At 40.0% G+C, this 12524-nt stretch carries 14 protein-coding genes and 1 tRNA gene; 5 read left to right on the top strand and 10 right to left on the bottom strand.

What is annotated here, in order from left to right; all coding sequences use genetic code 11:
* Positions 1 to 48: 48 nt before the first annotated feature.
* Entirely contained in the window at positions 49 to 579 is a 531-nt protein-coding gene (locus HDC92_RS11435) for an RNA polymerase sigma factor (protein ID WP_015809501.1), read from the top strand.
* A 66-nt stretch (positions 580 to 645) separates the two neighbouring features.
* Here the strand turns inward: HDC92_RS11435 and HDC92_RS11430 are convergent, their stop codons facing one another.
* Positions 646 to 1005, bottom strand: a complete 360-nt coding sequence (locus HDC92_RS11430; protein WP_183874591.1) for a DUF2200 domain-containing protein — start codon at positions 1003 to 1005, stop codon at positions 646 to 648.
* 148 nt (positions 1006 to 1153) lie between these two features.
* Positions 1154 to 1227: transfer RNA gene (locus tag HDC92_RS11425), tRNA-Asn, on the bottom strand.
* 143 nt (positions 1228 to 1370) lie between these two features.
* Between HDC92_RS11425 and HDC92_RS11420 the strand changes: the two genes are divergently transcribed.
* Positions 1371 to 2291: a PfkB family carbohydrate kinase gene (locus tag HDC92_RS11420; protein WP_015809499.1), complete on the top strand. Its 921-nt coding sequence runs from the start codon at positions 1371 to 1373 to the stop codon at positions 2289 to 2291.
* A 51-nt stretch (positions 2292 to 2342) separates the two neighbouring features.
* Here the strand turns inward: HDC92_RS11420 and HDC92_RS11415 are convergent, their stop codons facing one another.
* Both HDC92_RS11415 and HDC92_RS11410 read right to left on the bottom strand, forming a co-directional pair.
* The gene (locus HDC92_RS11415; RefSeq protein ID WP_015809498.1) at positions 2343 to 2582 is read right to left on the bottom strand and encodes a cytochrome b5 domain-containing protein; all 240 of its coding nucleotides are present in this window, start codon (positions 2580 to 2582) and stop codon (positions 2343 to 2345) included.
* Positions 2575 to 3165, bottom strand: coding sequence for a lycopene cyclase domain-containing protein (locus tag HDC92_RS11410; protein WP_015809497.1), 591 nt, complete (start codon positions 3163 to 3165; stop codon positions 2575 to 2577). Before HDC92_RS11410 ends, HDC92_RS11415 begins: the two co-directional genes overlap by 8 nt.
* Before the next feature lie 93 nt (positions 3166 to 3258).
* Between HDC92_RS11410 and HDC92_RS11405 the strand changes: the two genes are divergently transcribed.
* Complete coding sequence (locus HDC92_RS11405) at positions 3259 to 4161, top strand: pirin family protein (protein WP_183874589.1); 903 nt, start codon at positions 3259 to 3261, stop codon at positions 4159 to 4161.
* A 7-nt stretch (positions 4162 to 4168) separates the two neighbouring features.
* Here the strand turns inward: HDC92_RS11405 and HDC92_RS11400 are convergent, their stop codons facing one another.
* From HDC92_RS11400 to HDC92_RS11375, 6 genes are all read right to left on the bottom strand, one after another.
* Positions 4169 to 5065, bottom strand: coding sequence for a sterol desaturase family protein (locus HDC92_RS11400; RefSeq protein WP_183874587.1), 897 nt, complete (start codon positions 5063 to 5065; stop codon positions 4169 to 4171).
* Positions 5066 to 5075: 10 nt separating this feature from the next.
* Positions 5076 to 5876, bottom strand: a complete 801-nt coding sequence (locus tag HDC92_RS11395) for a DUF4249 domain-containing protein (RefSeq protein ID WP_183874584.1) — start codon at positions 5874 to 5876, stop codon at positions 5076 to 5078.
* 4 nt (positions 5877 to 5880) lie between these two features.
* Positions 5881 to 8526, bottom strand: a complete 2646-nt coding sequence (locus HDC92_RS11390; RefSeq protein WP_015809493.1) for a TonB-dependent receptor — start codon at positions 8524 to 8526, stop codon at positions 5881 to 5883.
* A 183-nt stretch (positions 8527 to 8709) separates the two neighbouring features.
* Positions 8710 to 9699, bottom strand: a complete 990-nt coding sequence (locus tag HDC92_RS11385; RefSeq protein ID WP_183874582.1) for a FecR family protein — start codon at positions 9697 to 9699, stop codon at positions 8710 to 8712.
* Between the two features lie 70 nt (positions 9700 to 9769).
* Positions 9770 to 10378, bottom strand: coding sequence for an RNA polymerase sigma factor (locus tag HDC92_RS11380; protein ID WP_015809491.1), 609 nt, complete (start codon positions 10376 to 10378; stop codon positions 9770 to 9772).
* A gap of 72 nt (positions 10379 to 10450) precedes the next feature.
* Positions 10451 to 11578, bottom strand: coding sequence for a metallophosphoesterase family protein (locus tag HDC92_RS11375; RefSeq protein ID WP_255484512.1), 1128 nt, complete (start codon positions 11576 to 11578; stop codon positions 10451 to 10453).
* Between the two features lie 199 nt (positions 11579 to 11777).
* On the opposite strand from HDC92_RS11375, the gene HDC92_RS11370 reads away from it, so the two are divergent.
* Positions 11778 to 11960: a hypothetical protein gene (locus HDC92_RS11370; protein ID WP_015809489.1), complete on the top strand. Its 183-nt coding sequence runs from the start codon at positions 11778 to 11780 to the stop codon at positions 11958 to 11960.
* An 89-nt stretch (positions 11961 to 12049) separates the two neighbouring features.
* The gene (locus HDC92_RS11365) at positions 12050 to 12511 is read left to right on the top strand and encodes a GyrI-like domain-containing protein (protein WP_183874578.1); all 462 of its coding nucleotides are present in this window, start codon (positions 12050 to 12052) and stop codon (positions 12509 to 12511) included.
* Positions 12512 to 12524 lie beyond the last annotated feature (13 nt).

Raw genomic sequence — 12524 nt, 5'->3', positions numbered from 1 at the left:
CACTCAAAAACTGTTTGTTCGTTTTTTTAACCTTAAAACTTAAACATTATGACAAAAAATGAGTTCAACCTACAGCTTCACAATCATTCTGTTTCTTTACAATCATTCGCTTTAAATTTTACCAAAGACATCGAAGATGCAAATGATCTGGTTCAAGATACTATGCTAAAGGCGGTTACCTATTATGGGAAGTTTAAAGAAGGCACCAATTTAAAAGGATGGCTGTTTACAATTATGAAGAATACCTTCATTAATAATTACAGGCGCTTGGTGAAAACCAATGCACTGATTACGAAATCTGATGACATTTCATCTGCAAACCTGCATTATAGTGCAACCAAAAATTCCAGTGAAAGCAAATTTATCATAGGAGATATTAATAAGGCATTAGCCACGCTGCAACCCGAATATTATATACCTTTTGTTAAGTATTTTGAAGGATATAAATACCATGAAATTGCAGAAATGCTTGAAATTCCAATAGGAACGGTAAAAACGAGGATCCATGTTGCCCGGCAAATCCTTAAAAAATACCTGAAAACCTATTCAAAAGATATTTTGGGTACGGAAGTGATGTAATACATACACCATCCCTAACAAAAAAAGACACGTCATGTGTCTTTTTTTGTTAGGGATGGTTTCCTCTTATTTTCTTAAAATTTTATCCATTGGCTTTCCTTTCGCCAGTTCATCGATCAGCTTATCCAGATAACGGACTTTCTGTATAAGTTGGTCTTCGATTTCTTCAACACGAAAACCGCAAATTACTCCGGTAATTTTTGAAATATTAGGATTTATTTGTGGTGCCCGGGCAAAAAAGGTCTCAAAGTCGGTTTTGTTATCTATATGCTGTTGTAATGTTTGCTGATCATATCCTGTTAGCCAGTATATGATTTCGTCTACTTCCTCTTTTGTGCGCCCTTTTTTCTCCGCTTTTTGTATGTAGTGTGGATAGACACTTGCAAAGGACATTTTATATACCCTTGCATGATTTGCATTATTCATTTTACGCGTGGTTAACGGTCAAAAAATTATAAGTTAGACTTTTAGATTTTAAATATAGTCACTATAATTTACTGTCAATGCTTAATTCTTTTCAAAGTGATCAGAAAACAAAAAAGCCTCACTCGTAAGAATAAGGCTTTTTTTGCTGCTCCCGAAGCTGGGCTCGAACCAGCGACCCTCTGATTAACAGTCAGATGCTCTAACCGGCTGAGCTATTCGGGAGTATTCCGGTTACCAAAACGGGCTTTTTGAACCGTTGAAGATAATAATATCTTGTTCGTTTTGGGAATGCAATATTAGGGCTTTTAAATTATTTATGCAATATTTGCAGTGAAAAAAATGAAAAAAAATTTTAAGAAACTTATATGAGCTTGATAATCATAGGAACTGTAGCTTTTGATGCTATTGAAACCCCCTTTGGAAAAACCGATAAAATAGTTGGTGGTGCTGCAACTTATGCCAGTTTAGCCGCATCTTACTTCTACGATAAGGTAAAAATTGTTGCTGTAGTGGGTGATGACTTTGGACAAAAGAACATTGATACATTTGCTGAACACCGTATAGACACTGAAGGACTGCAGGTAAAGGCAGGCGAAAAGTCGTTCTTCTGGTCTGGTAAATATCACAACGACATGAACAGTCGTGATACCCTGGTTACAGAATTGAATGTACTTGAAGCTTTCGACCCGATCATACCAGACAATTACCAGGACTGTGAATACCTGATGTTGGGCAACCTGACGCCGATTGTACAGCAAACGGTGATCAAACGTCTTAAAAATAAGCCAAAGCTGATTGTTCTGGATACCATGAACTTCTGGATGGACATTATGATGACTGATTTATTGGAAACTATTAAAATGGTGGATGTGCTGACCATCAATGATGCCGAAGCTCGCCAGCTTTCAGGTGAATACTCTTTGGTTAAGGCAGCAAAAAAAATCCTGACTATGGGGCCGAAATATCTGATCATTAAAAAAGGTGAGCACGGTGCACTATTGTTTGGCGAAGGCAAGATCTTCTCTGCGCCAGCCCTCCCGCTTGCTGAAGTATTTGACCCTACCGGTGCTGGTGATACTTTTGCCGGTGGTTTTATTGGTTATATGGCTAAAGTGGGAACAGTCAATTTTAATAACATGAAAAATGCCATTATTTTCGGATCTGCACTGGCTTCTTTTTGTGTAGAAAAATTTGGGATAGAGAAAATTTTAAATCTAAAGCAAGAAGAAGTAGCTGCAAGGGTGCAGGAATTTGTAAACCTGAGTGCATTTACTATAGAGCCGTAGTTTAATATTTAAACCGTAAAAATGGCTGTCCGGATCATGGATAGCCATTTTTTATGCGTCCAGTTTTCCTACGGGCTTAAACTTTTCAAAAACAGTTTCGGTATGAGGGGCATCCGGAAGTTCATCTGTTAAATCCTGACCCGCCCAATGTTCATAGTGTTTGCCATTTCGCCATAAACGACTTTCTGTAACATCATATATCAGGCCTTTAAAGGCTACCCATATCTCTGGCTTATCCTGCCCGTTGCGCAGGGCTAATTGTTGCTTGGTAAACAGGGGCAGGTTATCCATTGGATTTGCTTATTTTATGCTTAAAAAGTTCAAACAGATATACGGCCATTAACAGCATGGCCATTAAATAAAAGAAAGCCTCGATCGAAACGCCTCCAATGCCTAATTTTAATGAAGCTTCTGCATTAAATTTTAAGAATCCATGTGTAATCACCATCAGGTAAACAGGATAAAAAAGGATCAGCAAAAGTATAAACAACCGGTAAAAGCGGTACATAAACCTTAATTTGTTTAGATATTCAATGTAAATTAACAGACTTAACAAGATAAAAGTGGTAATTAGGGTATACCACTTCTGGTATCCAAAAAATAGCATTGCTACACAAATGCCCAGCAGAATGTTGCTGACAAGTAAACTGAATTTTTCGAGGCTGTTGTTTGGAAACCTTGAATTTAAAAACTGATAAAGCCATAAAGCCAATGCGGGGATGATGAAGGGAAGACCAGCTATAAGGAGTTTGCTTAAAGTTTGCTGACCAACAGACAATACCCCCAGTGCCGATAAAAGAAATGTAATAAGAGAAAAGAAAATTCCTGTTAAACAACTGGCTAATAATATTGTTTTGATATAACTATTGTTCATGGATGAATATAAGTTCTTCCCAAAAATATGATTATATTTAAAAGCATGTCTATTTAATCTCTTCACTATGAAAAAAACATTAACTAAAATTTCATGTCAAACATCAATCTGATTATTGAAGAAAGACCGGCCAGCATAGGGAGCTTTATGGTGGGCAGGCTATTGCCTTTCCGTGAGAAAAGAATGGTAGGCCCCTTTGCATTTATAGACCACATGGGGCCGGTTTGTATGAGTGATACCGAGAATATGGATGTGCCACCACATCCGCATATCGGACTGTCGACACTTACCTATCTTTTTGAGGGGAGCATTATGCACAAGGATAGTTTGGGTACTGAAGTAGAAATAAAACCCGGCCAGGTAAACTGGATGACTGCCGGTAAAGGAATTGTACACTCAGAAAGAACACCTCAGTACCTGCGCCATTCGGATAAAATGATGCATGGGCTGCAGATCTGGGTGGCCCTGCCAAAACACCTGGAAGAGATGGAACCTGAGTTTTTTCATGTGGAAGGAAAAGGCTTGCCTGAATGGGAAGAAAACGGAGTACATTTTAAACTTATTGCCGGTGAAGTTTTTGGCAGAAAATCTGAGGTGCCGGTCTATAGTCCTCTTTATTTTCTGGAATTAAAAACCAAAGGTCCGCGATCTATTCAGATAGGTAAGGACCTTTTTGGGGAGAGTGCCTTGTACATTTTGGAAGGCGCCATCGAAAGTGAGGGCAATACTTTTGGCCCGAAACAGTTACTGGTAGCAAAAGACAGCAAGCTTTGTGCATTTAACATGCAGGAGAATACAACCATTTATATTTTTGGAGGTGAACCTTTTGATGAAGGACGGATCATTTACTGGAATTTTGTAGCCTCTACACCTGAAAGGATTGAAGAAGCAAAAACAATGTGGTTGGAGCAATCATTTGTTCCGGTACCCGGAGAAACTGATTTTGTGCCCCTGCCACCACAAAGTGATCACATTAAGCCCCATAAACCAGCTTAATAAGTGCTTAAGCCACTTTCTGCTGTTTCATTTCACGTTGCATTGTTTTGGCTGTCTGGCTGCTGCCATCATGGCTCCATCCTGGTGGGTATAAAAAATATTTTACCTTATTCTTAAAATCAGGAGCTTTCTTTGCGTCGGCGATTAAGGCCTTGAATTCATGAAAAATGATATTTACAGCCCCCGTGTCTTCAGGCTGTTTGGTTAAGCCGTATACAATCTCTTCTTCCGGAACTTCTTCCTGAAAAGTGCCAAAAAGTCGGTCCCATAAAATAAGCACCATACCCATATTTTTGTCCAGGTACCTCAGGTTACTGGCGTGATGGACCCGATGATGTGATGGTGTTACAAAGATATATTCGAACCAGGGCTGCAATTTGCCTATGGTTTGGGTATGCACCAGATTACCGTAAATCTGGGTAACCAGGTAGGCAAATAAAATATCCATGGCACTAAAGCCCATAAAGGCAAGTGGCAAATAAAAAAACACCCGGTATAAGGGTTCGAAAACAGTAGAACGGAAGCCTGTTGTGAGGTTAAAATAGGGGGAAGAGTGATGGGTAACGTGCATGGCCCAAAAAAAACGCACATAGTGGCCGGTATAGTGCAGCAGCCAGTAAAGCAGGTCTTGTGCCAGGATCAATACAAGCCAGTATAGGTAAATGTTCTTGACCTGGAAAAGCCTGTAATGATGGTAAACATAATCCAGCAGCATAAATGTGCCTGCTTTGGTTAGCACATTGATTACAAATGCTGCAATCATCAAATAGATATTGGTAAGGGTATCACGCCCATGATAGTGTTTTCTATCATGGGCGTAACTAAAATACATTTCGAATAAGGTAAGCAATATGACAAAGCCAAACAATGCCCCAACGGTTATACCTTGATCTAATTCATTCATTTTTTACTTATTAAGGAATCACAATAGTCTTTAGCTGTACAGTGTGCGCACTGAAAAAGCCAAGCGCGCCTCCGCTGATATTGCTTAGCGGATTGGTAGGGGCGGCACCATTATCAGCTCCATTTGCACCAAACAGGCTAAACAGATAGGTGAATACCGGTTCATCAATACAATGCATTTCTGCAGTCAGTCTGTCGCCTTTTTTTAAATTAAGCGCACGGTTCTTTGTTGTATTTTCGTATACAAGGTATTCATTAACTTCCTGCCCCGATGTATATTCATCATTAAGTACCTTGTATTCCATAAGCAATTTATCGTTAATGTACTGCTGAAACCAGTAATAGTTACGCGTTGCTAAAGGGTCTTTAAATTTTACCCTTGGCGTGGCCCTGGTGGTGTCCACATCGTTTGGTTTAAGTGTAAAGTCCAAAAAATCAACCACAGCAGGCATAGTGCTCGAGGCCTTAAATACCTCACCCTTTATGGTTACTGTAAGGCGGTAAGTTTGTCCTGGTACCCCGGTAACTGTCAGATTTTCATATATGCCTTTTCCTGTTTCTGTTAACATAAATGTGCTGCCATTGTTTTCAATTTTTACGATTGCACCGCTTATCCCATTAAATTGGTTGTCATCGCTAAATTTTTTTGTCTCACTTATAATTACCTTGCAACCATTTGATTGGTTAGTAACTGCACCTTCAATCACATATTTAGTAATGTCACTATCTTTTAATTTGAGGTCTATGGCTTTTTCGCAAGACCAAAACATTGAGATTATTGCCAAAATTATAAAACGAAGTATTGGTTTCATAGGTTTAAAATTTAAAATTATACGAAATTGACGGAACGAACCTGAAAAGCGTTGTTCTGATGGCTTCTGTTCTGTTGGGGTCTGTTTCCTTATCCCTAAAAGTAATGCGATAGGCATTCTCGCGTCCGTAAGCATTATAAAGACTGAAATTAAGTTCTGATGAGAACTTTTTGGTCTGTTTTAGCTGCCTTGTTGCACCCAGATCCAGGCGGTGATAGCTCGGCATCCTGTCGGCATTCCTTTCCGAGAAAAAGAAATAACTGTGCCCGAGCATTTTGTATTTTGCGTTTGGAAAGGTAACGGCATTTCCTGTGGCAAATACCCAATTGGCTGATAGAGACCATCTTTTACTGAGCTGGTACATGCTTACTATAGAAATGTCGTGTGTCCTGTCCTGTCTGGCATTATACCAGGTATTGTTGTTGATGCCATCTATTTTTCTTTCGGTTTTAGACAAAGTATAGGCCAGCCAGCCTGTTAACCGACCTGTTTTCTTTTTGATCAGGAATTCGATACCATAAGCCCTTCCCTTACCAAATAGCAATTGGGTCTCTATGGGCCTGTTGGTGTAAATGTCGGCACCATTACGGTAGTCGATCTGATTTTGAAGCGTTTTATAATATGTTTCAACAGTTAGCTCATAAGCATCAGTACCCAGGTTTTTGTAATAGCCCAGTGATACCTGATCGCTAAGTTCAGGTTTAATGATATTGGTACTTGCAACCCACCTGTCTGTAGGTGATGAAGAATTTGAGTTGGCAATCAGGTGCAGGTTCTGGGCATTTCTCACATAAGAAGCCTTAATTGAAGTGGTGCTGTTTAGCTGTAGCGCTGCTGCGAAACGGGGCTCCAGGTTTACATAGGTTTTAACCAAGTCACCAGGTTTGTAATTCGTTGAACTGGTTACATTCCCTTCCGTGTCCAGGGTATAATACTCACCTTTTCCAAGAATGCTGAAAGCCGAAACCCTTAAGCCGTAAGTAAAATTAAGAACAGTGCTGGCTTTCCAGGTATTGCTCAGGTAAACAGCATTTTCCATGGAATATCTGTCCTGAAGTTTCTGAGAAATAAAGCCGGAGTCTCCATTGGCCTGTACTTCTCCGGGCTTGATGGTATGAAAAATGGAGTTAAACCCCAAACTAAGTGTATTTCTATCGTTGGCATACCATTGCAGGTCTTCCTTGAAGTTCCAGTCCCTGATTTGTGAGAAGAGTCTGACGGAGCTTTCGTCACTGTTCGACTGAATCTTATAATTGTAATTGCTGAATATCAATGAGGTATTGGAAAATAACTTGCTGCTAAAAATATGGTTCCATCTTATGGTCGATGTGGCATTGCCCCAGTCTATTCCCGAAAGGTTATCAGACTTCAGGATATCCTTACCAAAATAGCCTGAAATAAATAAGCGGTCTTTTTCGCCTAAGAAGTAGTTTGCTTTAAGATTGATATCGTAAAAATACAGCTGGGAATTTTTGGTAGCCGAATCGCTGGAAAGCTTAAGGAACATATCTGCATAGGTTCTTCTTGCCGAGATGAGAAAAGAAGATTTATCCTTTTGTATGGGCCCCTCTACATTGATACGGGCTGCAATAAGGCCTATGCCACCACTTACCCCAAATTTCTGATTGTTGCCATCGTTCATTTTAACATCCAGAACAGAAGATAAAGCGCCTCCATATTGGGCAGGCATGCCACTTTTATAAAGGGTTACATTTTTAATGGCATCGGAATTGAAAGTAGAGAAAAAGCCGAGTAAGTGGGTGGCATTGTAAACCGGAGCTTCATCTAAAAGGATCATGTTCTGATCGGCACTGCCGCCACGTACAAAGAAACCCCCACTCCCTTCGCCCGATGTTTTTACACCTGGTAAAAGCTGCAGGGTTTTAATTACATCCCTTTCGCCCAGCAACACCGGAACATTTTTAGTTTCACTGATACTAAGTCGTTCCATACCCATTTGCGGACTTTCAATATCTCTTTTGCTGGCTTTTGTGGTGATGGTTACTGTTTCAAGTTCATTTAAATCATCATCCAGTGCCACATTTAAGACGATGTTCTTATCTAGATCTGCCTTGGCTTTATAACTTTTAGCGCCCACTGCTTTTACCTCAATGTTATAATTGCCTTTTGGTAGGGTTATAGAATAAAATCCGTATTCATTACTTAAAGTGGCAAATTTGGTATCCGCAACCCTGATGGTGGCCGCTATCAGTGTTTCTCCTGTGGCTGCAGATTTAATAGTACCACTTAAAGTGTGTTTTTCCAGACTTGTCACCGGATTTGCCGCCGGGCCGGCTTCCGGCTTTTTTTCTTTAGCAAGATCTAAACGTATAAAAATTTCTTTGTCAAGTGCACTAAACTGAAGTGGCTGTCCGGCAAATGCTGTGGTAAGCACTGCCGAAAGCGGCTTATCTTTTGCATTTACGCTAATGGTTATTTTACTCTTGGCCACCAGTTCATTATAAGTGAACTTAACACCGCTTACACTCGTGATCTTATCGAGTGCATTTTTCAATATTTCATCTTTTAAGGTAATTGTTATTTTTCTGGTAAGCTGCTCCTGTGCTTGTGCCCTAACTTGTGCCAAGGCCAGTAAAAGCAATATTAAGGTAATGAGTGTCAGAAACCTGACTGATCCATTTGATTTCATATAAGTATTTGTGTGTTTAAGGTTATGTAGCCTGTAGCAAATTATTTCCGTTTACAGACGATAAATCCGGTAAGGTTTCATAACTTTATAGTAACTATTAATTGTTTTGCCCTTTAGTTCTCAAGGCTTGGGCATTCAAATTGACGGGATATTTGCCTGGTTGTGTAATCCATTGCCGGGCATTTATTTTATCAGCTCATAATGTCCTCCATCTTTCTTCCATTTAGTTTCCATTACCGTACATAGTTTATTTAAAGTTTCATGAAGTGCATCTGTCATGTTCAGGTTACCATAAAAAGTGGCGGCAGCTAAGCCGGGACCAAGTTCAATTTTGATGTTGTATTGGTTTTCGAGGTCTTGCTGAACTTCCTGAAGTGCTGCTCCCCTGTATTCATACAGGCCTAACCTCCTGTTCAGGAAAGCAGCCGCATCCGGATAGTTTAGCTTTGTGATACTGGATGTAATTTTATCAACAATCAACTGTTGATTGGCTACAATGGTATCACGCTTGGTATTGTTCTGGCCATTAAGGGCCACGGTCACCTTACCAGTAACCAGGGTAACATTTATAGTGTGTTGTTGTTTGTATGCACTAACGTTAAAGCTGGTGCCCAGTACGGTTGTACTTACTGCCCCACTCTTAATGATAAAAGGATGGCTGCTATCATGGGTTACTTCGAAAAAGGCCTCTCCTTCGAGACTTACCTGGCGGTCAGGCCCTTCAAATTTATCCGGATAACTCAGTTTACTGTTCCGGCTCAGCCATACTTTGGTACCATCGGCCAGCCGGATTTGTTTGCGTTCGCCAGCAGAACTGAACAGCTGGGCTTTGGCCACAGGGTTGAATACCTTTGCTATATCAGCTCTGTAAAAATATATCCCTGTTAAAACCAACAATACAGCTGCTGCTGTCATAAATCTTCGCAGGCCAAATACTGATCGCCTGATAGGGGTTAGTTTTACTGTTTTTAATGGCTGATCTATAAATGTAGGAACAAGGCCTGTTTCCGGAGTTAAATCTGTACGGTCCCAGGTATCCGAAAGCATGGCGCTAATTTCCTGATCGTCCCTGTTCCTGTTCAGCAGCTCAAAAAACTGTTTAAGTTCCTCCGCATTGCAGAGGTTGTTTAAATAAAGCTGGTATAAGTGTTTAAATTGCTCTTTCTCTTTCAAGTTGAATAATTAAAGCCAGGCGCGCTATTGCGTTCTGTTAATTACAATACAATTTAAAAGAGAGGAGGGACTAGTTGGGCCGAAAATAATTTGAAGAAGCAATAATAAAACAGATGATCCCCCTGTGCTTGCTTACATAACTTCGGATGAATTTTGTAGCCTCAACCATGTGGTTTTTTACCGTGTTCTTCGAAATGTTCAGCTTTTCTGCAATCTGCTCATGCGTCATTTCCTCATTGCGGCTCATTTGGTAGATCAGTTTCTTTTGAGGTGGTAAAAGAGCAATGGCCTCGTCATAAGTTTTCAGCAGTTCTTTTTCGAGTAGATGGTCTTCTGTTGTATTGCGGATGGTAGCTATGTAATGAAATACTTCTTCCTGAAGCTGCTTGTCGCGGGAAATTTTTTTGAGATGATTAAGCACATGGTTTAGTGTGATCTTTTTAATATAGGCAGCGAAATTCAACTCCGTATTGATCTGGTCTTTTTTTTGCCAGATCCTGACAAATACTTCCTGAACAATCTCTTCAGCAGTCTCGGTTGATTTGCATAGGTTACAGGCATAGGTATACATTTTGCTTCTGTACAGGTTGTAAATCTCTGCAAAGGCCAACTGATCGCCGTTCCTGAGTTTGATCAGCAGCGCATGGTCATCATTTGTATCCGGTTGATCTGTATGCATTAAAATCTATTGCGCCCAATGTTAAATAAATTTTTCAACACTAAAAAATCCGGGGCAATATCGTAATATATCTTATCTGCCGGTAAGGTCGATCCTGAAACTGTCAAATAAACTGGCCTGTTGTAGTTCTTCGGGACTATCCTTATCCAGATCCGGGATCGTATAATATGACCCTTTGATGCTAAAATTGAATGGGTTTTTTTCGATCTCGATTTTTAAGAACCCCTGCTTATTGTCGCAGTAATTCTCCAGCTGTACCTGATCAAGGGCTGAACTTTTGGTATCATAAGCCGGATCGTTGGGATTTGCGAGTGAATGGAGGTCTTCAAAGCCCCCAGCTCCCGCAACAATAAAAGGTACGGTTTTTCCATCACTGTATTGCTTACTGAAACGCTGGTAGTTGTGTACGTGGCCACTAAAAACAACATCTGGCTTTACACCAGCTGTAGCAAAAGCTGTTTCTAAAAAATCAATCATTACTAAGCTGGAACCGTGATTGAGATCGGCCGAGTAAGGTGCATGGTGCAAACACAATATGATTGCTTTATCTGTACTGTATTTTGCTGCATGCTGCAGTTCTTTGATAAACCAGTTTTTTTGGTCTTTTTTTATGCAGCCATATTTTGGAACATTGGTGTACAGGCCAATGATGGTAGCTAGAGGTGTTTGCATGGTCCAATATACATTTGGCTGTACCTGGCTTTTTCTTTGGATGTGTTGACCAAAATAAATGGTTTTAGGACAGGTATTACAAAATGTAGTATAAAAAGCTTCCAGACTATCGTAGTGTGTTTCACTTTCCGGATTGATATCGCTGTCATGGTTTCCGGCAATGGCATAAATGGGTCCGGGATAATATTCAAAGGGCCCGAGAAATTGTCCTTCATATTGTTCCGCTTCCCCATAATGGTATACAATATCTCCCAGGTGGTACAAAAAAGATGGTTCATCGTGCTTTGTGGCTGCATTTGTATATTGGGCTGCCATTTGTTTTACAACCTGTTGTCTGGCACCTGCAGTATTCAGTCCGCCTGTATCACCAACCATCTGAAAAATAAGCTTTTTGCTATCCGCAGGAACATCCAGATTTAATCTGTAAGGATAGCTGCCCGATGGCTGTGGTAATGACTGAAATTTATGGGTGTCATCAATCTGTTCTGTTTTCAGGACCGCATTGTATAAGGTTTTTGTACTGATCATAACCATCTGCTTAGTGATTACTATAAAATTAAAGCATCCATGTTAAGACACTGTTAAGAAAAGAATAATAACTGGAACCGGGTTTTTACCAAAGTAATCCTGATGTAATTAAATAAAATAAGGATACAATTCAAATTAGGTTTGTAACATTTAGAACAATTTATTCTCTAATTTTGAATTAGAATTTTTAAAAATCTTTATGAAACGTTTCCTCTTTATGGTTGCTATGGTGTTGACCCTCAGTGCCTGCGACAATACTAAAATGCAGTTGAGAGCCCCAGCTAAGGATGAAGCGAGCGCTTCAACAGCGGTTGCAAAAACTGATACGGTAAAAACTGATACAGTTGGTACAGATACCATTACTGCTGTGGGAAAACCCTAGTTGTTTTACGGGAATTGTAAAATAAATTTTCGGCACTGACATAGGGTTGTCATACGCCTGTTTAATTTTGCGTGATCAAAATTATAAAAATGAAAAATCAAATCATCCATTCATTTCCTGTAATAGGAATCACAGTTAGAACAAGCAATGCCGACGGAAGTGCTGCAAAAGATATTCCTGAACTTTGGGACAGGTTTTGGTCGGCCAATATTGCTGCACAAATTCCGGGAGTAATAAGTAATGATGTCTACAGCATCTACACAGCTTATGATGGCGATCATACCCAGCCTTATACTACATTGATCGGCTACCGGGTAGAAAATCTGGACCATATTCCGGAAGGATTATCCGGTCTCCTGATTGAAGGGGGGAGCTATCAGCAACGCAGTGTAAAAGGTAACTTATTAAAAGGTGTGGTATTCGATGCCTGGGTTGATATCTGGAATAGTGATATTCCCAGGGCATACACTTCAGACTTTGAGGTGTACGGAGAAAAAGCACAAAATCCTGAAGATGCTGTTGTGGACATTTACCTCTCCGTTAAGCTTTAATGTAAAAATGTTA

It is taken from the genome of Pedobacter sp. AK017, assembly GCF_014200825.1.
Classification (GTDB): Bacteria; Bacteroidota; Bacteroidia; order Sphingobacteriales; family Sphingobacteriaceae; genus Pedobacter; species Pedobacter heparinus.
The sequence above is the reverse complement of the archived record's forward strand: the minus strand, read 5'-3'. Positions and strand labels throughout refer to the sequence as shown.